Origin of the sequence: Streptomyces sp. NPDC007991 (assembly GCF_042958445.1) — a bacterium.
GTDB lineage: Bacteria > Actinomycetota > Actinomycetes > Streptomycetales > Streptomycetaceae > Streptomyces.
The window spans coordinates 93,070-113,403 of sequence record NZ_JBIBJD010000019.1 but is presented as its reverse complement, the minus strand read 5'-3'; the positions used below and the strand labels follow the sequence as shown (position 1 = coordinate 113,403).

At 72.2% G+C, this 20,334-nt stretch carries 21 protein-coding genes; 11 read left to right on the top strand and 10 right to left on the bottom strand.

Translation table 11 applies throughout. The features are described from left to right. Positions 1-89 precede the first annotated feature (89 nt). Complete coding sequence (locus ACFZDA_RS38010; RefSeq protein WP_391090479.1) at positions 90-1,856, bottom strand: VWA domain-containing protein; 1,767 nt, start codon at positions 1,854-1,856, stop codon at positions 90-92. A 280-nt stretch (positions 1,857-2,136) separates the two neighbouring features. Between ACFZDA_RS38010 and ACFZDA_RS38005 the strand changes: the two genes are divergently transcribed. After that, the gene (locus ACFZDA_RS38005; protein WP_391090477.1) at positions 2,137-4,230 is read left to right on the top strand and encodes an alkaline phosphatase PhoX; all 2,094 of its coding nucleotides are present in this window, start codon (positions 2,137-2,139) and stop codon (positions 4,228-4,230) included. A gap of 72 nt (positions 4,231-4,302) precedes the next feature. On the opposite strand, the gene ACFZDA_RS38000 is transcribed toward ACFZDA_RS38005, so the two are convergent. Both ACFZDA_RS38000 and ACFZDA_RS37995 read right to left on the bottom strand, forming a co-directional pair. Further along, positions 4,303-5,301 (bottom strand): endonuclease/exonuclease/phosphatase family protein, encoded by a 999-nt coding sequence (locus ACFZDA_RS38000; RefSeq protein WP_391090476.1) that lies wholly within the window; start codon positions 5,299-5,301, stop codon positions 4,303-4,305. Between the two features lie 64 nt (positions 5,302-5,365). Continuing rightward, positions 5,366-6,184 (bottom strand): alpha/beta fold hydrolase, encoded by an 819-nt coding sequence (locus tag ACFZDA_RS37995; protein ID WP_391090474.1) that lies wholly within the window; start codon positions 6,182-6,184, stop codon positions 5,366-5,368. Between the two features lie 79 nt (positions 6,185-6,263). On the opposite strand from ACFZDA_RS37995, the gene ACFZDA_RS37990 reads away from it, so the two are divergent. After that, complete coding sequence (locus ACFZDA_RS37990; RefSeq protein ID WP_391090472.1) at positions 6,264-7,610, top strand: aminotransferase class I/II-fold pyridoxal phosphate-dependent enzyme; 1,347 nt, start codon at positions 6,264-6,266, stop codon at positions 7,608-7,610. Here ACFZDA_RS37990 and ACFZDA_RS37985 read toward each other — a convergent pair. Then, positions 7,507-8,475, bottom strand: a complete 969-nt coding sequence (locus ACFZDA_RS37985) for a hypothetical protein (RefSeq protein ID WP_391090470.1) — start codon at positions 8,473-8,475, stop codon at positions 7,507-7,509. The genes ACFZDA_RS37990 and ACFZDA_RS37985 overlap by 104 nt on opposite strands. Positions 8,476-8,568: 93 nt before the next feature. Next, positions 8,569-9,009: a hypothetical protein gene (locus ACFZDA_RS37980; RefSeq protein ID WP_391090468.1), complete on the bottom strand. Its 441-nt coding sequence runs from the start codon at positions 9,007-9,009 to the stop codon at positions 8,569-8,571. A gap of 221 nt (positions 9,010-9,230) precedes the next feature. Here ACFZDA_RS37980 and ACFZDA_RS37975 point away from each other — a divergent pair, with 221 nt between their 5' ends. From ACFZDA_RS37975 to ACFZDA_RS37950, 6 genes are all read left to right on the top strand, one after another. Continuing rightward, positions 9,231-10,292 (top strand): hypothetical protein, encoded by a 1,062-nt coding sequence (locus ACFZDA_RS37975; RefSeq protein WP_391090466.1) that lies wholly within the window; start codon positions 9,231-9,233, stop codon positions 10,290-10,292. Positions 10,293-10,416: 124 nt separating this feature from the next. Further along, entirely contained in the window at positions 10,417-10,752 is a 336-nt protein-coding gene (locus ACFZDA_RS37970; protein ID WP_391090464.1) for a hypothetical protein, read from the top strand. 4 nt (positions 10,753-10,756) lie between these two features. Next, the gene (locus tag ACFZDA_RS37965) at positions 10,757-13,273 is read left to right on the top strand and encodes a caspase family protein (RefSeq protein WP_391090462.1); all 2,517 of its coding nucleotides are present in this window, start codon (positions 10,757-10,759) and stop codon (positions 13,271-13,273) included. Beyond that, entirely contained in the window at positions 13,273-14,679 is a 1,407-nt protein-coding gene (locus ACFZDA_RS37960) for an extracellular solute-binding protein (RefSeq protein WP_391090460.1), read from the top strand. The genes ACFZDA_RS37965 and ACFZDA_RS37960 overlap by 1 nt, the downstream gene beginning before the upstream one ends. Positions 14,680-14,802: 123 nt before the next feature. Continuing rightward, a complete protein-coding gene (locus ACFZDA_RS37955; RefSeq protein ID WP_391090458.1) occupies positions 14,803-15,288 on the top strand; it encodes a hypothetical protein in 486 nt (161 codons plus the stop codon). Continuing rightward, the gene (locus tag ACFZDA_RS37950) at positions 15,267-15,482 is read left to right on the top strand and encodes a hypothetical protein (protein WP_391090456.1); all 216 of its coding nucleotides are present in this window, start codon (positions 15,267-15,269) and stop codon (positions 15,480-15,482) included. Before ACFZDA_RS37955 ends, ACFZDA_RS37950 begins: the two co-directional genes overlap by 22 nt. A 19-nt stretch (positions 15,483-15,501) precedes the next feature. Here ACFZDA_RS37950 and ACFZDA_RS37945 read toward each other — a convergent pair whose 3' ends face one another. Continuing rightward, positions 15,502-15,939, bottom strand: a complete 438-nt coding sequence (locus ACFZDA_RS37945) for an ATP-binding protein (RefSeq protein ID WP_391090454.1) — start codon at positions 15,937-15,939, stop codon at positions 15,502-15,504. Between the two features lie 85 nt (positions 15,940-16,024). Here ACFZDA_RS37945 and ACFZDA_RS37940 point away from each other — a divergent pair, with 85 nt between their 5' ends. Both ACFZDA_RS37940 and ACFZDA_RS37935 read left to right on the top strand, forming a co-directional pair. After that, a complete protein-coding gene (locus ACFZDA_RS37940) occupies positions 16,025-16,873 on the top strand; it encodes a Scr1 family TA system antitoxin-like transcriptional regulator (protein ID WP_391090452.1) in 849 nt (282 codons plus the stop codon). Beyond that, entirely contained in the window at positions 16,833-17,045 is a 213-nt protein-coding gene (locus ACFZDA_RS37935; RefSeq protein WP_391090450.1) for a DUF397 domain-containing protein, read from the top strand. Before ACFZDA_RS37940 ends, ACFZDA_RS37935 begins: the two co-directional genes overlap by 41 nt. A 135-nt stretch (positions 17,046-17,180) precedes the next feature. Here ACFZDA_RS37935 and ACFZDA_RS37930 read toward each other — a convergent pair whose 3' ends face one another. From ACFZDA_RS37930 to ACFZDA_RS37915, 4 genes are all read right to left on the bottom strand, one after another. Next, on the bottom strand, positions 17,181-17,678 hold the full coding sequence (locus ACFZDA_RS37930; RefSeq protein ID WP_391090448.1) for a hypothetical protein: 498 nt from the start codon (positions 17,676-17,678) through the stop codon (positions 17,181-17,183). Positions 17,679-17,684: 6 nt separating this feature from the next. Continuing rightward, entirely contained in the window at positions 17,685-17,984 is a 300-nt protein-coding gene (locus tag ACFZDA_RS37925) for a hypothetical protein (RefSeq protein ID WP_391090446.1), read from the bottom strand. Between the two features lie 126 nt (positions 17,985-18,110). Then, entirely contained in the window at positions 18,111-18,497 is a 387-nt protein-coding gene (locus tag ACFZDA_RS37920; protein WP_391090444.1) for a hypothetical protein, read from the bottom strand. Positions 18,498-18,581: 84 nt separating this feature from the next. Continuing rightward, positions 18,582-18,734: a hypothetical protein gene (locus tag ACFZDA_RS37915; protein WP_391090442.1), complete on the bottom strand. Its 153-nt coding sequence runs from the start codon at positions 18,732-18,734 to the stop codon at positions 18,582-18,584. Positions 18,735-18,849: 115 nt separating this feature from the next. Between ACFZDA_RS37915 and ACFZDA_RS37910 the strand changes: the two genes are divergently transcribed. Next, a complete protein-coding gene (locus tag ACFZDA_RS37910) occupies positions 18,850-20,193 on the top strand; it encodes a tetratricopeptide repeat protein (protein ID WP_391090440.1) in 1,344 nt (447 codons plus the stop codon). Positions 20,194-20,334: the final 141 nt, after the last annotated feature.

Here is a 20,334-nt window from a genome sequence, read left to right as displayed (position 1 = left end):
GGTCGAAATCCTACTGGTCCGTTGAAGATCGACTCACACGTGTTTCGGGGGGTGGACGGCTTGCCGTGTGCTGTCCACCCCCCGGGGGTCTACGGGCGCCAGTTCGCCAGTACGCCCTCGTAGAGCTCGTTGTCCGTGAGCTCGCGGGGGGTTTCGCCGGCGAGGAAGTGGGACGTGTTGGGGGTCTTGAGCTTGCGGAGGTAGTCGAAGGCCTTGTTCTCCGGGTCGCCGAAGGCGACGAAGGAGAAGAAGACGGTGGGATGGGTCTTGGCGGCCTCGGTGAGGGCCTGGGTGGCGGGGGTCTTGGCGTCGGGGGCGCCGTCCGTCTGGAAGATCACCAGGGCGGGGGTGCCGGGGGTTGCTTCCTTGTCGTGGTGGGCGAGGACGGCTTCGACGGCTGCGTGGTAGCTGGTGCGGCCCATGCGGCCGAGGCCGGCGTGCAGGTCGTCGATCTTGGTCTCGTGGTCGGTGAGGGTGATCTCGCCGGTGCCGTCGAGTTCGGTGGAGAAGAAGACGACCGGGACGGTGGCCTCGGGGTCGAGGTGGGCGGCGAGGGCGAGGGTCTGCTCGGCGAGGGCCTGGGCGGAGCCGTCCTTGTAGTACGGGCGCATGGAGGCGGAGCGGTCGAGGACGAGGTAGACCTTGGCCCGGGTGCCGGAGAGGTTGTGCTGCTTGAGGGTGGTGGCGGCGGCCTTGTAGGCGGTGGTGAGGCCTGGGGCGCGGGTCTTGACGCGGGTGAGGGGGACGGCGGGGGTGGGGGTGACGTCCGGTTCGGCCTCGCCTTCGGCTTCGGCCGTGTCGTTCCCACCCGCACCACCCGTGCTGCTTTCGTCGTCGGCTGCGGGTGGCCCCTGTGGGGCGGACTCGCCGCCGGCGGCTGCGGGAGCGTCCACGGCGGCGGCCGTCGGCTCCGCCTCGGCCGACGCGTCCGGCTGCGCTGACGCTTCCGCCTTGGCCTGCGGCTCCGTCTTGGCCGCCGGCTTCGTCTTGGCCTGCGGCTTCGCCTTGGCCGCTGGCTTCGCCTTGGCCGTCGGCTCGGACTCCGCCGTGGGTTCGGCTTCTGGCGTCGGCTCGGTCTCGGTGGTCGGCTCGGAGTCGGCCTTCGGAGCTGCGGGCTCGAGGTCCGGCTTCGCGGCGGTGGCCGGCTGCTGCTGCGGGGTGTCGGGCTCGGCCGTGGGCTGGGGCTCCGCCGCTGCCGGGGGCTCGGTGTCTGCCTGGGCCTCCGGGCCATCCTCGGTCGGCTCGGGGGCCGACGATGATGCGGGCCTCTCGGGCGCTGGGGACTCGGCGTCGGTCGCCTTCTCCGCCGTCGCCTCGTCCGATGCAGTCGGCTCCTCGGTGACCGGCTCCCCCGCCGGGGTCGACTCCGCGGTCTCCGTCGGCTGATCGGCGTCCGCCGACTCGGCCTCAGCCTCTGCCTCCCGCACCACCGCCGCGGGCTTCTCCGCGACCGTCTCCGGCTCCTCTGCGACCTGCGGCTTCTCCGCCACCGCAGGCTTCTGAACAGCCCTCTGCTCCTCCGCAGCCCTCGGCTCCTCCGAAGCCGCAGGCTTCTCAGCAGCCGCACGCTCCTCCGAAACCCCCCGCTCCCCGTCCGCCGGCCGCAGAGGCCCGGGGACCGTCACGCGGTCGAAGGCCAGGGACACGAGGTCGTGTTCGTTTCGGGGTTCGGGGACGTCCGCCGTCGGGGTCGTGGGGGTGGGTTCGGGGGAGGGGGACGGGACCTTCGGGTCCGTCGTCGCGGGCGTCGGGGTTTCGGGCGTCGTCGTCGCGGTCTGCGCCGCACCCTCCGCCTCGGCGGCCCGTGACTTGCGTGACCGTCCGAACGCGTTTCGCAAGAGAGTGAGAATGCCCATGTGCGCGCAACCCTTCGCGTGAGTTGAAGCCCGTCAATCCCTGGCCAGGACGGACACGTAAGGTTAGCGGCCCTCCTGAGTGATCTTGGGCAGGGTCGGGGATGGGTGGTCCGCGCTGTCAAGAGGGACATCCGGCCTGCGAAGGTGTCGCCGTGCTGAATCGCCGTAACTGCCGTAAGGCTGCCGCAGGTTCACCCGCTGTTCACCCCGGCGCCCGGCTGCCGCACATATGTGCCCCTACGGTCACGCTGACACCAAGGGCATCCAAGGAGAGAGCAAAGTGCGCAAGCTGCTGCCGTTGATCGGAACGCCGTCCGGATCGCACCCCGGCGGCCGGTCCGCCCTGACCTGTCGTTTCCGGTGTGGTGACGCCTGCTTCCACGAGGTGCCCAACACCAGCTCCAACGAGTACGTCGGTGACGTGATCGCCGGTGCGCTCAGCCGGCGGTCGATGATGCGGGCCGCGGCCGTGGTGACCGTGGCCGCGGCGGGCGCGGGAGCCGTGGGTGTCGCGCGGGCTCCGCAGGCCGGTGCCGCTCCGGCCAATGGCGCATCGGCCGGTGCCGCCGCCGAGGGCGCCGGGCGGAAGCACAAGGGGGCGCGCGGGCTGCGGTTCGCGCCCGTCGCGCCCAACACCGCCGACGCCGTGACCGTGCCGGAGGGGTACCGGCAGAACGTCGTCATCCGCTGGGGCGAGCCCATCCTGCGCGGTGCGCCCGCCTTCGATCCGGAGAAGCAGACCGCCAAGGCCCAGGCCGGGCAGTTCGGGTACAACTGCGACTTCCTCGCGCTGCTTCCGCTGCCGGGTGAGCGTGGCAGGCAGTTGCTCATCGCCAATCATGAGTACACCGACGAGGTGCTCATGTTCCGGGGGTACGACGCCGCCGACCCGACCCGGGAGCAGGTCGAGGTGGCGTGGGCCGCGCACGGGCTGTCCGCCGTCGTCGTGGAGGGGGACCGGAAGACCGGGAGGCTGACCGCCGTTCCCCGGCATCACCTCAACCGGCGCGTCACCGCCACCACCGAGTTCCGGCTGACCGGGCCCGTCGCCGGGTCCGAGCTCGTGAGGACCTCCGCCGACCCGACCGGCACCAAGGTGCTCGGCACCCTCAACAACTGCTCCGGCGGCGTGACCCCGTGGGGCACGACCCTGCACGGCGAGGAGAACTTCAACCAGTACTTCGCGGGCGGCAGCCGGGCGACCGACAAGCGGTACGGCATCGGGACCGGGGCCAGCGAGCGCAAGTGGGAACGGTTCGACAAGCGGTTCGACGTCGCCCGGGAGCCGAACGAGGCGCACCGGTTCGGGTACGTCGTGGAGTTCGACCCGTACGACCCGAGCTCCACGCCGCGCAAGCACACCGCCCTCGGGCGGTTCAAGCACGAGGCCGCGAACATCAGGATGACGGCGGACGGGCGGCCCGTCGTCTACACCGGCGACGACGAGCGGTTCGACTACTTCTACAAGTTCGTCGGCAGCAAGCGGATGCGGCACGGCAGCGGCAGGGCCGTGCGCGAGCACAACCTCTCCCTGCTCGACGAGGGGACGCTGTACGTCGCCAAGCTCACCGGTGACTCCCCCGCCGTCGAGATCGACGGCACGGGCAAGCTGCCGGCCGACGGCGAGTTCGACGGGAGCGGCGAGTGGATTCCGCTGGCCACCGCCACCGCCGAGGGCGCGGTCTCGCACGTGGACGGGATGAGCGCCGAGGAGGTGTTCGTCTTCACCCGTCTCGCCGGTGACAAGGTGGGCGCCACGAAGATGGACCGGCCCGAGGACATCGAGCCCAATCCCGTCACCGGCAAGGTGTACGTCGCCCTGACGAACAACTCCAACCGCGGTGTCGGCTCCAACGCCAAGGCGGACGAGGCCAATCCGCGCAACGCCAACAAGCACGGGCACGTGCTGGAGCTCACCGAGCGGTGGAACCGGCCCGAGAGCACGAGGTTCGCCTGGTCGCTGTTCCTCGTCGCCGGTGACCCGGACGACCCGGCGACCTACTTCGCCGGGTTCCCGAAGGACGGCGTCAGCCCGATCTCCTGCCCGGACAACGTCGCCTTCGACCCCTACGGCAACCTGTGGATCTCCACCGACGGCGCCCAGCTCGGCTCGCACGACGGCCTGTTCGGCGTGGCGACCCGGGGTGAGCGGCGCGGTGAGCTGAAGCAGTTCCTGACCGTGCCGACGGGTGCGGAGACCTGCGGTCCGATCATCCAGGACCGGCGTGTCCTGGTCGCCGTGCAGCACCCGGGCGAGATCGACGGCGCGTCCGTGGAGAAGCCGGCCAGCACCTGGCCCGACGGTCCCGGGACGTACGTCCGACCGGCGGTCGTGGCCGTGTGGCGTGCCGACGGCTGCGACATCGGCGTCTGAGCCGCAGACGTAGCCAGACGTATCCATGGGGGGCGCCCGCCGGGCGTCCCCCTTCTCGTCCGTGTGCGGCGTCTACTCCCGCGCGTGCAGTGTCAGGTCCGTCACCACCGCCCGGTGGTCCGTGTCGGCCAGGTCCAGGACGCGCGTGCGGTCGGCCGCGAAGTCCTTCGAGACCAGGACGTGGTCGATCTGCGCGCCGAACACCGGCGCGGTCCGGGCCGGCCAGGTGGGCGTGCGGTCGGCGTCGTCCAGGCGGGCGGCGTCGCTCAGGCCGGTGTCGAGGATGCGGCGGAAGGCGGCGTGGTCCTGGGAGGCGTTGAAGTCGCCGGCCAGGACGAGGGGCGTGCCGGGGTCGGTGGCGGCCGCGTCGCGCAGGGCGTCCAGTTCCTTGCGCCACAGGTCGATCTGGCCGGGCAGCGGGGGCATGGGGTGGGCGAGCTGGAGCCGTACGGGATGCCCGTCGACGTCGGCGATCGCCCCGGGCATGCCCATGGTGCCCGGGACGCCGTCGGTGGGCCGCAGCGGGAAGCGGCTGAGGATGACGGAGCCCTCGGAGCCGCCGCCCTCGACGGCCCGGCGGTGTGGATAGTCCTGCGCGAGGTCCTTCTTCAGGCGCGCGTCGCACGCGTAGTCGCACTCCTCCACGAAGAGCACGTCCGGTTCCTCGCGGCGGACGGCGGCGACCAGGGACCCGGTGCCCTGCCCGAACTCGACGTTCGAGGTGAGCACGCGCAGGTCGGCGACCGGGCGGCCGACGGGGTCGCCGACCTTGCCGTACGGCTCGATGAACCAGGCCAGCAGGCCGAGCAGGAGCACGCCCCAGACCGTCCCGAGCCACCACCGGGACAGCAGGGCGAGCAGCAGGGCCAGGCCGGTGGGGGCGAGCAGCCAGGGGAGGAAGGCGAGGATCTGCGGGATGGGCGTGATGCCGTCGCTGTCGGCGGTGCGGAAGCCGACGGGCACGCTGACCCCGGCGAGCAGCAGGGCGGCGCACCAGGCGCCTGCCCGCCGGCGGAGCGGACGGCGGTGCGGCCCGTCGGCGGCGGTCCACTCGGCAGCGGCGGTGTCCAAGGCCCGGCCTTCCGTTCGCGGGGTGGGTGCCCGAATCCTCCCTCAGGGACTCCCGCATCCTCCCTCAAAGACGGGGTGGTGCGGGGGAAGGTCGCCGGGCGTCGACGCGGTCCAGGAATTCCCCGAGTGCCTGGTCGAACTCCGCGGGGCGTTCGAGGTTCGGCATGTGGGCCGCGCCCTCGATGATGTGCAGGGCCGCGTCCGGGAGGGCCGCGTGCATGGCCCGGGCGTCGGAGACGGGGGTGTAGGTGTCGTCGGCTCCGACGACGACCAGGGCCGGGACACGGACCTGGGTCAGCAGGGCGGTGTAGTCGGGGCGCCGGGCGCGGGCGCGCAGGGCGGCGGCGGCGCCCTCGGGGGAGGTGGCCGTCATCATGTGGTGGACGTGGGCCTTGACCTCGGCGGGGGCGTGGGGGGCGACCATGCGCTCCAGGACCTCGTCGGCGTAGCCGCGCAGGCCCTCCCGCAGGAGACGGTCCGCCATGGCGTCGCGGGTGCGGACGCCCTCCGGGGTCTCCGCCGCCGGGAAGGTGTCCGCGAGGACGAGGCCGCGGACACGGCCGGGGAACTGCCGGTAGCAGTCCATCGCGATCTGGCCGCCCATGGAGAGCCCGGCGAGGACGAAGGACTCCACGCCCAGCTCGTCGAGCAGGGCCTCGATGTCCCGGGCGAACCCCGCGAAGTCCGTGAGGGTCGGTGCGGCCGGGGAGGCGCCGTAGCCGCGCAGGTCGGGGGTGACGACGCGGCGGTCCGCGGAGAACGTGCGCAGCTGCGGGGCCCACATGGTGTGGTCGAAGGGGTGGCCGTGGACGAGAACCAGGGGGACAAGGGACTGCCGAGCGGAGTCGGGTCTTTTGTCCTCGTATGCGAGGAAGGGTGCCATGGGACGACCCTAGGCAGCTCCAACTACTCGGTGCAATAAGATCTTTGCTCTCGGTGCAATCCAAGGGGGAGGCCGGCCGATGGGTGACTACCGCCGTATCGCGGACAGGATCGCCGACGACATCGCCGGCGGGCGGCTGAAACCCGGCCAGCGCCTGCCGCCGCAGCGGGCGTTCGCCCGGCGTCGGGGGATCGCCCCGTCGACGGCCGGGCGGGTGTACGGCGAGCTCGTACGGCGCGGGCTGGTCGTCGGCGAGGTCGGGCGCGGCACCTTCGTACGGGCCACGCCGGACGGGCCGACGGGGCAGGCGCTCGCCGAGCCCGGCCAGGCCGACGCCCTCGTCAACCTGGAGCTCAACTATCCCAGCGCCCCCGGCCAGCCGGAGCTCCTCGCCACCGTCCTCGCGCCGCTGCTGCGTCCCGACGTGCTGGCCGAGGCGCTGCTGCCGGCCGCCGCCACCGGTACCGGGCCGGCCCGGGAGGCCGTGGCCACGCTTCTCGCCACCCCCGGCTGGCGCCCCGCCCCGGACCGGCTGCTGTTCACCGGCAACGCCCGGCAGGCCATCGCCGCCGCGCTGGCCTCCCTGGTCCGGCCGGGCGGCCGGGTCGGGGTGGAGCAGCTGACGTATCCGCTGGTCAAGGAGATCGCGGCGCGGCTGGGCCTCACCCTGGTGCCGCTGGCCGGTGACGCGGCCGGGCTGCTCCCCCAGGCCGTCGTCGCCGCGCACCGTTCGGCGCCGCTGTCCGCGCTGTACGTGCAGCCGACGCTGCACAACCCGACGTCCCTGACGACGAGCCGCCCGCGCCTGCTGCAACTCGCCCGGCTGGTGCACGACCTGGACCTGCCGGTGGTGGAGGACCGCATCTGGTCCTTCCTGGACGAGCGGGGTGATCCGTTCGCCGCTCTCGCGCCCGCCCTCACCCATGTCGTCGACGGTCTCTCCAAGCGGGTCGCCCCGGGGCTCACCGCGGGTTTCCTCGTCGTGCCGCCGCACCGGGTCGGGGCCGTGGCCGCTGCCGTGCGGTCGGGAGGGTGGAGTGCGGGGCGGTTCGCGCTGGAGGCAGCCGCGCGGTGGGCCGGGGAGGGGATCGTGGCGCGGCTGGTGGCCGCCAAGCGGGCGGACGCGGCGCACAGGCAGCGGATCCTCGCCGAGGAACTCGCGGGCTTCGCCGTACGGTCCGAGCCGGGCGCCTACTTCGCCTGGTGGGAGCTGCCCGCCCCGTGGCGCGCCGACACCTTCACGGCGGCCGCCGCCGCGCACGGCATCGCCGTCACGCCCGGCCCCGCCTTCGCCGTCTCCCCCGCCCACACGCCCGACGCCGTCAGGATCGGGCTCGGGTCGGTTCCGGAGCCGGTGCTGCGGCGGGCGCTGCGGACGCTCGCGCACGTCGCCGCGCGGCGAGCCGGGGACCGTACCGGCCCGTGAGCCACGAGCCGAGCGCCACGGTCAGGCCGAAGGCGAGCAGCAGCCAGGACACCGCCGACAGGGTGGCCGTCAGGGCGTCGTAGACCGCGCCGGCGGCCGGGCGGTCGAGCGTGTCGGGCAGGTCGGCGAGGGTGAGGCGGCGGCCGATCGCGACGGCCAGGACGAGCAGCCCGCCGCCCAGGGCCGTGCCGAGGCCGAGCGCGGTGACCGCGCGGCGGCGGCACACGGCGAGGGCTGTCCCGGCCACGGCGCACACGGCGGCGGCGAGCGGCAGCCAGAAGGCGGCGGTGTCCAGCGCGTGGTATCCCTTGCGGAGCCGGTCCACGTCGTCGGCCGGGAGCACCGGGACCCGGGTGTCGGGGACCGGGATGCGGTGGGCGAACGACACGTGGTCGGCGGTGAGCCGGTGTTTGACGCGGGTGACGATCGGCGCGAGGTCGACGGTGACGGCAAGGGCCCGGGTGCCGTCGTCGCGCAGGGCGCGCAGCACGGCGTCGTGGACGGCCCGGTTCGCCGCGTCCCAGCCGGTGCGGAACGCCTCGGTCCGGGTGAAGGAGCGCGCCGCGTCGTGCACGAAGTGCCCGACCGTGCCGGGCGGCGGACCGGTGCCGAGCTCCTGCCCGGCCTCCCGCATGACCCCGTCCCCGAGGGCGTCCGCGACCGCCCGCCGCACGTCCGGGTCGGCGGCCAGCGGCGCCATCGTACGGACGTAGCGGCCGGTGTCGGTCAGCCCGTGCGCCGCCCAGGAGGCGAGCGTCGCGAACGGCACGAGCAGGCACGCCAGGGCCAGCAGAACGGCCGACAGGGCGTTCCGCGGCCGGAAGGGCGCCCGCTCGGGCAGGGGCGCACGGTCGCGCTCGGACACCCTTCAAGGCAAGGGCCCGCGGGCCCGTCCCGCGACCGGCGTGACTGCATTCGGCCCCGCGGGACGAGCCGAACGTGTCGTGCCGGTACCGAGTCAGTCGAGCGGCCGGCCGGCGGCGTCCTCGTGCGTGTAGTAGCGGTAGAACATCGCCACGAAGACGCCCACCCCGACCCCCACCCCCACCCCGGTGGACTGCAGCACGGACTCGCCGGTCTGGCTGTAGAGGAAGCCGATCGCGCAGCCGGTGAAGGCGAACCAGAGCAGCGCGTGCGCCTCGCGCCCCAGCCACGGGGAGAGGCGCCACACGGCGGCGAACAGCACGGCGAACACGAGCGCGGTGACGAAGCCGAACAGCAGGTTCCAACCGGTGACGGGCCCGGCGTCACGCCGGATGGCCGCGGCCCAGTAGCCGTAGACGAGCCCGAGGACGACGGGCACCGCGACCTTCGCCATCGCGTGGGTGCGCGGGCCGAAGACATCGGGTGTACGGCGTTGCCTGGTCATCCTGCGCGAGGCGGGTGCCGCATGAGCCATGAGAGCTCTCCTCTCTCTCCCTGCCCCTGCCTCCCAGGGCACACCGCCGGGAACCGCCTGGCAAGTCGGCGGACGCGACGCGCTGCCCGCCCTGTGCCGCCGGACCGTCGCCGAGGAGCGGGCGAAACCCTCGAAGGCGGACGTTTAGGGGCCTGGGGCCCCCCTTTGCAGCCGCAGCGGTTACCGTGCTGACGTACGTGATCGACAGGGGGAGGGACCAGATGCCCGGAACCGTGCTGCTGCTGGCGGCCTCGCCGGTGGGCAAGGGGCGCCTGGTCGACGCCGCGTCCGTGCTCCCCGTCCTGGCCGCCGTCCAGCCCGGCGTGCTGGCCGGCACGGACACCGCGAACGTCGTCGAACTCGCCGACCCGCTGGAGCCCCAGGCCGTCCTCACCCGGCTCCGCGCCGCCGCCGCGGCCCCCGGACCGCTCACCGTGTACGTCACCGGCCAGCTCCAGCTCGACCGCCGCCAGCGCCTGCCCCACCTGGCGCTGGCCCGCACCACCGCCTCCACCGCCCGCTACACGGCCTTCCCCTGGCACTGGTTCCGGGACGAACTGCGCCTCAGACCGGCCGGCGCCACGACCCTCCTGCTCGACCTGCACGCGGACGCCGAGACCTGGGAGCTGCTGCGCGGCACCCCGCTGGACTCGGGCCGCGGCAACGCCGTGTACGGCCGTATCGCACCCCCGCCGTCCAGGCGCACGGTCGCGGCACCGGCGTACATGAAGGCCGTCGCGACGATCCTGCGCAGCGGGTTCCGGCCGCCGCCGGAACAGTTGCACCAGCAGGCGCTGGCCCGGATCGCGCCGGAGAGCGCGGGCACCGACCTGGTGCTGAGCACGCCGGGCCCCGCGGCCGGTGACCCGCACGCCGCCATCACCGCCGCCGTCCAGTCCGGCCGCCACGCCGACGCCGACGCGCTCGCCGCCCGGCACGAGCAGGCGGCCGTCGCCGCGCACGGGCCGGCCTCCGAGGAGGCCCTGCACTGGGCCGAGGTCCGGGCCGACCTGGCGATGTTCGCGGGGGACGCGGGCCGCAGCTGCCACACCTGGCTGACGGTGGCCGCCGTCCGTCTGAACGCCGGTCAGGCACCGGACGCGCCCGCCGTCGAGGCCGCCGTGGACCGCGCCCACCACCAGTGGGGCCAGGTCCGCGACCCCGCCCGCGCCCGCGAACTGGGCGCGGCGCTCGCCGACTTGCGCGGCCGGGTCCCCGGGCGCCGTGAGGGGGCGCTCGACCATGTGCAGCGGCAGCTGAGGCAGTTGCAGACCCAGGCCTAGGGTCGCGTGCGCCGTCTGCGCCTGGCGTGACGGGGGCGTGCAATCGCTTGCTCATGTCGCGTCAAAGGTCTGCCGCCGAGGCCTGACCTGGTGTCATGATGTGGGGATGACAGAGGGGGACGAAGTGGCTGTCTTAGGCGTGCGCGTCCGGCTGGGCGCCGGCGGGACCGTGGACGATGTCAGAGCCCTGAAGACGTGGCTGGAGCGGGAAGAGCCGCTCGCGGAACTGCTGTCCGAGAAGAAGCTGAGCATCGAGGCGCAGACCAGCGCGGAGGCGACCAAGGGGCGGCTGGGACCCGACCTCGAACTCGTCCTCAAAGTGCTCGGTGACGTCGTCACGATCGCGTCACTGACCGAGTACACCGCACGCGCGGTGAAGACCTGGACGAACAACCGCCGCAGGCTCCAGGGCGGCGATCCCCAGCCGCAGATCCGCCCGCTGGACACCGACGGGGAGTAGGCCGGTGAGCCGCTTCGACCCGCGCGGCGAAGTGAACCGGGCGCTGCTGGTCGGTGTGTCCGAGTACGACCACACGGCACCGGATCCCCAGGGCGTCACCGGCCAGCTCCCCGCCGTGCGGCACAACCGGAGGACACTCGAGGACGCACTGCACCGGGGCAGCGTGTTCGATGCGCACGAGGTGCGGGCTCTGGCCTCGCCGACCCCGGACGAGTTCACGGGGGCACTGCGCCGCGCCTGCCAGGACGCCAGGGGACTGCTGCTGCTCTACTTCGCCGGGCACGCCGTCACCTCCACCTCCGGCAACGAACTGCACCTCCAACTGCGCACTGCCCGCGTGCTCACGGGCGACGGGCTGCCCGGCTCGGTGAGTTTCAGCGAGGTGCTGGGCGAACTCGTCGAGAGCCGCGCCCAGCAGGTGGTGGTGATCCTCGACTGCTGCTACGCGGGCAACGCCGCGGAGATCTGGCACCGCTTCGACGATCCGAAGCGGAAGAAGCACAAGGTGCTGCTGCTGATGAGCGTGCAGCCCAACCGCTGCATCCTGGGCGGCGACGCCGACGCCCCGACGCCCTTCACCCGGGAACTCGTGCACGTCCTCGACGAGGGCGGCGAGGTGTGGCTCTCCCGGCTGTACGCCGCGGTGAAGCAGCGGATGGCCGAGGCGAAGTACAAGGCGGAGGACGACGACTCGCAGCGGCCGCAGGCGCTGGCTCCCCCCTGGGACCCGGACGCGGACGTGCTGCTGGCGGCGGGCCCGGTGATCACGCCCGAGCCGGACCCCCCGCCTCCCCCCTGGGCCCTCTGGCTCCGGCGCATGCTCGGCCGTGCCCGAAAAGCCCTCCAACGGCTCGGACGTACCGGCCTGGCGGTGCTGCTGGCGCTGCTCGCCACCGGCGCCGGCGGCTACGGCGTCCTCGTCCTGACCGGCGACTCCGGCCCCTGCGCCCCGGCACTGGAGCTGCGTCTGCTCACCGACCCCGACCTGGAGCAGGCGATGAAGGCGGCCGCGGACGCCTACGTCGCCTCGGACGCCAACACCACGAAGGACGGCTGCCGGCGCAGCGGCGTCACCGTCTACAGCGCCGGTGCCGCCGGTGTCGTGACCGCGCTGGGCAAGCGGACCGACGCCTGGCAGCAGCCGCGCGACGACGACAACCCGCAGCGGGACATCGGCCCGCAGCCGGACGTGTGGATCCCCGGCACCCGCGCGGACGTCCGCCGGGCCACCGCGGCCCAGGAGGACCGCTTCTTCGCCCGGCTGTACCCGGACACCGGGCCGTTCGTGTACTCGCCGGTCGTCCTGGCCGTCCCGGAGGGCCTGGACGACGCCGTCGAGCCCACCGGGCAGTCGCTGTCGCAGCTGGTCACCGACCTCGAACAGGCGCCCGGCGAGGCCGAAGTGCACCGACCCGACCCGGAGTTCGCCGACGCGGCGCTGCTGGCGACGACGGGCCTGTACGGCGGCGGAGCAGACGCGCGCCGCGCGGAGCGGCTCCTCACACGGTCCGGCCGGCCCGAGCCCTCCGCCGCCCGGCTGCTGTGCACGCTGCCCGACGTCGACGCCGTCGACGACCGCAGCGCGGCCCTGGTCCCGGAGTTCCTGCTGCGCAGCGGCGTCGGCTGCCACCCGGCCACGCGCGCCCCGCGCACCGCCGTCTACCCCGACGACGTCCCCGGACTGGAGCCGACGTTCGTGCGGGTGCGCTGGGAGGACGGCGAGCGGGACGCCGACGCGCGGGACGCCGAGGTGGACCGCTTCCGCTCCTGGCTGACCGGCGACGAGGGCCGCGGGGTGCTCGGCGAGCAGGGCTTCCGGTCCGCGCACGGCGAGCGACGCCTGCTGGATGCGAAGTCGGCCCCCGAGGGACTGACCGACGAGGTCCCGCCCGCCCACTCCGCCGACCCGTCGGCCATGGACACGGCACTGGAGCGCTACGGCAACGCCCACGGCCCCGGCCGGGTCCTGTACCTCCTCGACAGCTCCGGCTCGATGGCCGGCCTGTGGGACGGACCCAGCGGCGGCCCGGGCATTCTCCGGCAGACCCTGACGGGCCTCGGCGGGGAGGACGAGTACGGGGTGTGGGCCGTGCACGGGCTCAAGGGCCGTACGCACACCGACCTCCTGGGCTTCGGCACGCACGCCCGCCGGGAGGCCGAGCGGTCCCTGGGCGCCGCCCGGGTGCGGGACGCGGAAGCCGATCCGTCCGCCGCCCTGCGGGACGCCCTGGCGTTCATGCGGGAACGCGGCGCCGACGGGCGGCCGCAGCTGATCGTGTACCTCACCGACGGCGAGGACGACAACCGCCTGACCGGTGACGGACTGCGGAAGGTGGTCGACAGTGCCGGGGCCGCCGGCGTGCCCGTGGCCATGGTGACGCTGAAGAACGGGGCCTGCGACCGGGACCGCCCCGGCACGCTGATCGCGGACGCCGGCCGGGGCCGCTGCCTGGACGCCGGGGACGACCTCGTGCCCGCCCTGCGCGACGAGGTCGCCCGCACCGGAACGGGGGAGGAATGATGGCCCGACGCCTGACGGCCGCCGCGCTGTCCCTGCTGTCGCTGCTGACGTTCACGGCCTGCACCGGCGGTGAAGCGCAGCAGCAGCCGGGCGTCGACCCCTCCCCCCGGATCGTGGTGGCCAGCGGCCAGGACGTCACCGGCAAGAACGGCATCCGCCAGCAGCTCATCGACGCCTGGAACGCCAAGGAGGGCGACCACGGCTATCGGGCCCGCCTGGTGGAACTGCCCGGCTCCGCCGACCAGCAGCGCAGCCAGCTGCTCGGCGCCCTCCAGTCCGGCAGCGCCGAGTACGACGTGGTGAACCTGGACGTGACGTGGATCCCGGAGTTCGCCGAAGCCGGCCTGATCCGCCCGCTGAGCGACTCGGCGGTCGAGGACCCCGAGGACATCGTCAAGTCCGTGGACAGCACGTCGTACTGGGACGGCAAGCGGTACGCGGTCCCCTTCAACAGTGACGCGGGCCTGCTGTATTACCGCAAGGACCACCTGGTGAAGGCGAGTGCCTCCCGCACCGACCTCGGCGAAGACGTCACCTGGGACGAACTGCGGGAACTGCTCGGCCCCCTCGACGAAGCCGGGATCAAGGACTACGAGGCGATCTGGACCACCCAGCTCGCCCCCTACGAGGGCCGCACCGTCAACGCGATCGAGGCCTTCGCCTCGGCCGTACCGGGCTTCCGGCTCACCGACGACGACGGCGAGTACGTCGCGACCGAGGAGCAGTTGACGGCCGGGGTGAGCGAACTGCGGGAGCGCACGGCCTCGCCGTACACCCTCGACGGGACCTCCGAGTCCCGCGAGGCCGAGTCGCTCAGCGCCTTCGCCGAGGGCCGCACGACGTTCCTGCGGCACTGGCCGTACGTCTACCCCACCCTGCACGAGACCTTCGGGGCCAACCTCGGGGTGGCCCGGCTGCCCGGCAAGTCCGTGCTCGGCGGCCAGAACCTCGCCGTCACCTCCTCCACGTCCGAGCAGCGCGCCGCGAAGGCCGCCGAACTGATCGCGTTCCTCACCGACCCCGACAGCGAACGCTGCCTGCTGCGCGCCGGGTTCGCCGCGACCCGCACCTCGGCCTACCAGGAGCCCGGCACGGCCCCGGCATGCGGGCACGCCCCCGCGTACGCCGAGGGCCCCTCGGCGTCGCCCGGCGGCGAGAGCACGGCCCGTCTGGCCCCCGACCGGATGGCCGACGGCACCAGCTACTCACGCGACATCCTGCTCCCGGCCCTGAGCGAGGCGGTGCACCGCCCCCGCACCCCGCTCTACGGCGCGGTGACCCACACCATCACCACCGAACTCGACGCCCTGTACGGCCCGCCGAAGGGGCCGGGCGGCAGCCGGCCGGGTGACGCGGAGGTAGCGAAAAGCCTTGACGAGGCACTGAGGAAGATTTTGCCCGGTTGAATCTCCTCCCGGTGATGTTCACATTTCCTCCATTGCTTACGTGTGCCCCCGTGGGTAGCGTCGTTTTCGCACTGACCATGCAATCCGGCCAAGCAATCCGGCCATGCAATTCAAAAAACGGGGATGGACTTCGTGACCATACGAAGCAAGGGAATTTCTGCTGTCATCACCTTCGCCATGACCGGCGCGCTGTGCGGCGTCGGGGCGCAGGCGGCACAGGCCGCTCCGGCACAGCCGGAACTGCGCGCCGGAGCGGACGAGATCTGCGCGGTCCTCGGGATCGGCAGCGGCGCGGCGGGCCTCACCAAGGCGCTGGCCAAGGGTGCCTCGTGGGTGGGCATCGGCGCCAGCATCGGGTGCTACGCGTACACGAAGGCCAAGGAGGCCACGCCGGCGGAGAGGCGGGCCGCGATGATCGCCTCCTACAAGAAGTACCAGGCGATGAGCGACATCAAGAAGCTCGATGCGCTGGGCTACTACTGCCGCAAGAAGAGCGGCGGTGGTGGCGGCGGCACCGATGTCGCGCCCGCCGACCCGACCGTGAAGGTGGGGTACCGCGACATCAGGATGAAGGGCGTGACGTACAAGTGCACGGCGACCGGGGACTGACCGGCCGGCGCGGCCCGGGCTATGGAGAACGCCTGCTGTTCTCCATAGCGCTGGTCGTGGTGAGCCTGCTGTGGATCACACGGGACATGGCGACGTGGGCGACGGCGACCTGTGCGGTCGGCGCCGCCGGTGGAGCGGTCGGGGTTTTTTATTTCGGCTGGCGTTATCTGCGTTCCCGTGAGAATTCGCATTGACTGAATCCGCGCGCTGAATTCACTCGCCGAATTCTTTGCTCACGTCGCACTCGAACCAGACGGTCTTGCCGGGCCGGTCGGGGAGGGGAGTCCATCCCCACCGGTCCGTGACGGCGTCGACGATCAGCACGCCGCGTCCGTCCTCGGCGAGTTCGTCCACAGCTGTGGACAGGGGCGGTCGCGGGCACGTGTCCGTGACCTCCACCCGCACCCCACGCCCGTCCGGCCGCCGCGTCATCAGCACCGCGGCGCGCCGGTCGGGCGTGTGGCGCACGACGTTGGCGACCAGCTCGGTGAGGGCGAGCGAGGCGGAGTCGCACAGTTCGGCCATCTCCCAGGCGGTGAGACAGACCCTGAGGATGCGGCGCAGGTGCCGGGCGGAGTGCTCACCCAGGGTGAAGTCCGTGCCATACCTGGTGCCAAGTCCGCCCGCCTGGTCGGCAGTTACATGATTCATGCCACCAGCGTGAAGTCAAGTGGTTACTCTCGGCTACAGACCGAAATGAACGCCGCGCGGCGTTCGGACCCAGGGGTGACCTCTCATGCCCAACATCCGCCGACTCGACCCCACCGCCTCGCCGTTGGACTACTTCGGCTCGGAGCTCCGCCGGTACCGGGAGAGTGCGGGGCTGTCCCAGAAGGAACTCGGGGACTGCATCTTCTGCACGGGCTCGCTGGTCGGCCAGATCGAGACCGCGCACAAGGTCCCGACCAGGGAGTTCGCGGAGCGGGCGGACGTGGCCCTGATGACCGACGGTTTCTTCTCGCGGTTGGTGGGGCTGGTTCTGCGGAGCCAACTCCCTACGTGGTTTCAGGCATATGCGGAGATGGAGGGCAACGCCTCCTACATCTCTACGTACCAGTGCCAGCTGGTGTACGGGCTGCTCCAGACGGCGGACTATGCCCGGGCCGTACTGGGTGTCGAGCAGAAGGAGAAGCTCGACGAGATGGTGGCGGCCCGGATGGAGCGGCAGCGCATCCTGGAACGCGAGCAGCCGCCGGTGGTGTGGACGGTGCTGGACGAGGCCGTGCTGTACCGGCAGATCGGCAGTCGCGACATCATGCGAAACCAACTCGCCCACCTGTTGGGTCTCATCGGGCAGCCCTGGACGCACCTCCAGATCCTGCCGTTCTCAGCCGGCCAGCACTCGGCGATGATGGGCTCCTTCAATCTCCTCCGGTTCGACGGCGACCCAGACATCCACTACAGCGAGAGCTATGACCAAGGCCATATGACGGCCAATCCAGAGGTCATCAGGGAACGTTCGGTCGGTTACGCTCGCCTCCAGGCCGATGCCCTCTCCGAGAGAGGGTCGGCGGAACTGATCGCCCGCGTGATGGAGGAACGCTATGGGGAGCACCCTGGATCTGACGCGCGCTCGGTGGCGTAAGTCGTCGTACAGCGGCAGCAGCGGCGGCGATTGCGTGGAGGTCGCCGACCTCGAAGCCAGGGTCGCAGTCCGAGACTCCAAGTACCCGGAGGTCGGGGTCCTCACTGCCTCTCCGGAGGCTTACGGCGCCTTCGTGAGGTACGTCCGGGCGTCGAAGACGCGCAGAGTGTAGACGTCGCTGCCGTTTCTCGACGGCGAGGCCGGCGGGGGCAAGGATGTCGGAGTCGCCGCTGACCATGACGATGTCCCTGCCGTCCATCTGGTGGTCAGATCTTGGAGGTTGCTGCCGCCGGTGTCGCAGGTCTGGCTACCCGAGGAGCCCGCACACAGCACGTAGCCGGGCCATGCGGTCGAAGTCGAGCCTCACGTCGAACTCGACCAGGTGTCCCTGTTCAGAGAATACGAACACCACTGCCGGGTCACCGACTGCCCGCGCCGTCGCACTCTCCTGCCCGAAACGGACACGTAGCCCATCCGCGTACAAGCGGACGCCACCCGCAGAACTGTCCTGGCTGGACTCGGTGTACGACATCAGTGGAACACCGGATTCGATGGTGCCGGGCACGCCCAGAGGGAGCTCGCTGTCTTCTGGCCGGACGACGTGGACCAAGATGAGTTCCACCACCTCGCCGCTGTCGTGGTCCGTCTTGATCTCGACCAAGGAGGCCGCGACATCGAGAACGACGGAGTGCGGTGCCTGTTGAAGGCGTGCGTAGCCCGGCCACTGGATGGCCATGGGGACGTACTCGTCGATCTCAACGACGTGGCCTTCGTGCGGCTGAACGCCCTGAATTGTGAACGGCACTGGGCCTCACCTGAGCCGATTACGCGCCACGTACCGGACTTCCTCCCAGGTATCCGTACGCAGCTGTTTCAGAACGTCTTTCGGCACACTCTTGTGGTGGGCGACGGCGAGCCTGACGGATTCGTCGAGGTCCGCTGCCACCATGGTCAGGAGGTCGGGGGTTAGCTTTCGCTTGCTCGCCACCATGGACCGCACCCTTGAGTCTCGATCATTGGCCAGCACCCGGAGGGTCTCCAAGGGAACCGTCTTGTTGTGGGCGACCCAGAAACGGGCTTCCGGGTACCGTTCGATGACCTCCCGCCGCACGCCGGGAGCCGCGGGCTCGGAACTCGCCCTGCCGTATTCCTGATTGCCGCTTCCTGCCTGAGTCGGGGAAGCTGAGAGCGGTCGTGTTTGCTCAGTTGTACGTCCCACCGGAAACCCTCACCTCGTTCATGATGCCACTAGTGCCGAGAGTCGGAGTACGTCCGGGTTCTCGCCCCATTGCCGCGCACGGCAGGCATCGAGAAGGTCCCCTCCTTCCGCTGCGGCACGCTTGGCTCCGCCTGTTACCGGGAAGGGCACCATGCTGCCGTACAGGCCGACGTTGTAGGCCGGCGGGCAGACGACTTCGGCTCCGGTCAGGTAGCTGAAGCCGCCGAGGCTGAGGCCGTCGAGGAGGCCGAGGCTGGTCTGGCCGATGACCTCGATGGCTTTGTTGGTGACCTTGTGCGCTACACGCGCGGAGTGGAGGTACCGGCGGCGGCGCCTGGCGGCATTGCGCTGTCTGGCCTGCCCATGGCGTTGATCGACTCCGCTGACGGCGAGGGCGCACGACAATCCGGTCGACCGTGCTGCAGGCGGCGTACGCCTCCTGGTCAACCGGGAAGATCGGCTGAATCTGGTCGAAGATCCCTTATCGCGTCAGCGGCTGTCCGCGACCGTCCGCGGGCCCTGCTGGGGATCATCCGCTCTCGCCGGTCCCGCGTTCGCCGCGAGCAGTAGGGTCGCGACGGCGACGACGGCCGCGGCGAAACCTCGGGCGTACCGCTCGGCGGTGCGTGTGCGTTCGAGCACGGCGACCTCGCAACTGGGGCGGTGGCTACGACAGCAGCGTGTTAAGCACGCTTAACTCTCGGTTTAACCTAGGGGCTGTCCGAGCCGAACGGCAAGAGGGGCAGGGGGAGCCGGCGTGGGGGAGCGTGACGATCCGGGGACCATCGGGCGGCGGGTGCAGCGATTACGTGTCGAACAGGGGCTGACCCAGAGGCAGTTGGCGGAACCTGTGTACACCCCCGCCTACATCTCCACCCTGGAGTCGGGCCGGGTGCGGCCCTCCGACGACGCCCTGCGGCATCTCGCCGGACGGCTCGGCGTCGCCTTCGACGAACTCGCCACCGGCCGCTCGGCGCGGCGCGTGACCGAGCTGCGGCTGCGGCTGACCGAGGCCCAGCGCGTCTTCGCCGTCGGAGAGGCCGAGGCGGCGGCGGAGCAGTACGCCGAGCTGCTCGTCGAGGCCGAGGCACAGGGGCTGGCCGGGGAACAGGCCGCCGCGCTGCTCGGGCTCGGCGAGTGCGCCCTGGAGACGGGCGAGCTCGGGGCGGGGCGGCGGTACTTCGAGCGGGCCGAGGCCTGTCTCGCCGGCGCGCCGCTGCCCGCACGGGTCCCGGCGCTGCGGGGGCGGGCCGTCGCGCACTACCTCGCAGGCGAACTCCGGTACGCCGTCTATCTGCTGGAGACCACCCTCGATGAGCTGAACCGCGGTGGGCTGCACGATCCCGACGCGCTCCTGTTGCTCTACGCCAGCGCCATCGGGCCCTACATGGACATGGGCGCGCACGCCCGCGCCGCCCAGGCCGCCGAGTTCGCCCTGGCGCTCGCCCCGCAGTCCGGCGACCCGGCCCTGGTCGCGCGCATGCACCGGTCCGTCGCCCGCACCCTGGTCGCCGAGGGCCGTCTCGCCGAGGCCGACGCCTCGCTGGCCAAGGCCGCCGAGCTGTACCGGAGCCTGCAGATCCGCACCGAACTCGCCAACTGCCACTGGATGCGCGGCTACGTCTACGCCCAGGACGGCCAACTGGAGCGGGCCGAAGGTGAGTTACGGGAGGCCCTCGGCATGCTGTCGGCCAAGCGCGCCGCCCTCTACAGCAGCCAGGTCGCCGTCGAACTGGCCGACGTGCTGCACCGGCGCGGAAAGTCGGACGAGGCGGCGGCCCTGCTGCACGGCGTCCTCGACGACCTGTCCTCCGAGCGCGGCGCCGTCCACTCCGCCGCCGCGCACCGCCTCCTCGGCATCATCGCCGAGGACGCCCGCCGCACCGAGGACGCCGAGGAGCACTACGTCCGCGCCCTGAGCCTGCTGGAGCGGGCCGGCGCCGCGGGGGACCTGGCCGACCTGTGCCGGCTGCTGGGCGACCTGCTGCGCCGCACCGGTCGGGTGGAGGCCGCGCTGGACGCCTACCGGACGGGTCTCGGACACCGTACGGCTCCCGGCACCACCACCCTCGGGCCCGCGCCCGCCCAGCCCCCGCTGTGAGGGGACAGCGGGTACGGCAGCCGGACACCCCGCACGACAAGCCCTGAGGCCAGGCCGGGGCGACGGGCCCGGCGCGCGGGTTTCGCACCCCCCGCCTCGGGTAGTCGGGCGACGATTCCGGGAGGGCTCGGTGCATGATCC

Excerpts from the sequence above, each read along its gene's own strand:
- ACFZDA_RS38010 (WP_391090479.1), bottom strand. The coding sequence starts at position 1,856 with ATGGGCATTCTCACTCTCTTGCGAAACGCGTTCGGACGGTCACGCAAG.
- ACFZDA_RS37995 (WP_391090474.1), bottom strand. The coding sequence starts at position 6,184 with ATGGCACCCTTCCTCGCATACGAGGACAAAAGACCCGACTCCGCTCGG.
- ACFZDA_RS37990 (WP_391090472.1), top strand. The coding sequence starts at position 6,264 with ATGGGTGACTACCGCCGTATCGCGGACAGGATCGCCGACGACATCGCC.
- ACFZDA_RS37980 (WP_391090468.1), bottom strand. The coding sequence starts at position 9,009 with ATGGCTCATGCGGCACCCGCCTCGCGCAGGATGACCAGGCAACGCCGT.
- ACFZDA_RS37975 (WP_391090466.1), top strand. The coding sequence starts at position 9,231 with ATGCCCGGAACCGTGCTGCTGCTGGCGGCCTCGCCGGTGGGCAAGGGG.
- ACFZDA_RS37960 (WP_391090460.1), top strand. The coding sequence starts at position 13,273 with ATGGCCCGACGCCTGACGGCCGCCGCGCTGTCCCTGCTGTCGCTGCTG.
- ACFZDA_RS37955 (WP_391090458.1), top strand. The coding sequence starts at position 14,803 with ATGGACTTCGTGACCATACGAAGCAAGGGAATTTCTGCTGTCATCACC.
- ACFZDA_RS37945 (WP_391090454.1), bottom strand. The coding sequence starts at position 15,939 with ATGAATCATGTAACTGCCGACCAGGCGGGCGGACTTGGCACCAGGTAT.
- ACFZDA_RS37940 (WP_391090452.1), top strand. The coding sequence starts at position 16,025 with ATGCCCAACATCCGCCGACTCGACCCCACCGCCTCGCCGTTGGACTAC.
- ACFZDA_RS37935 (WP_391090450.1), top strand. The coding sequence starts at position 16,833 with ATGGGGAGCACCCTGGATCTGACGCGCGCTCGGTGGCGTAAGTCGTCG.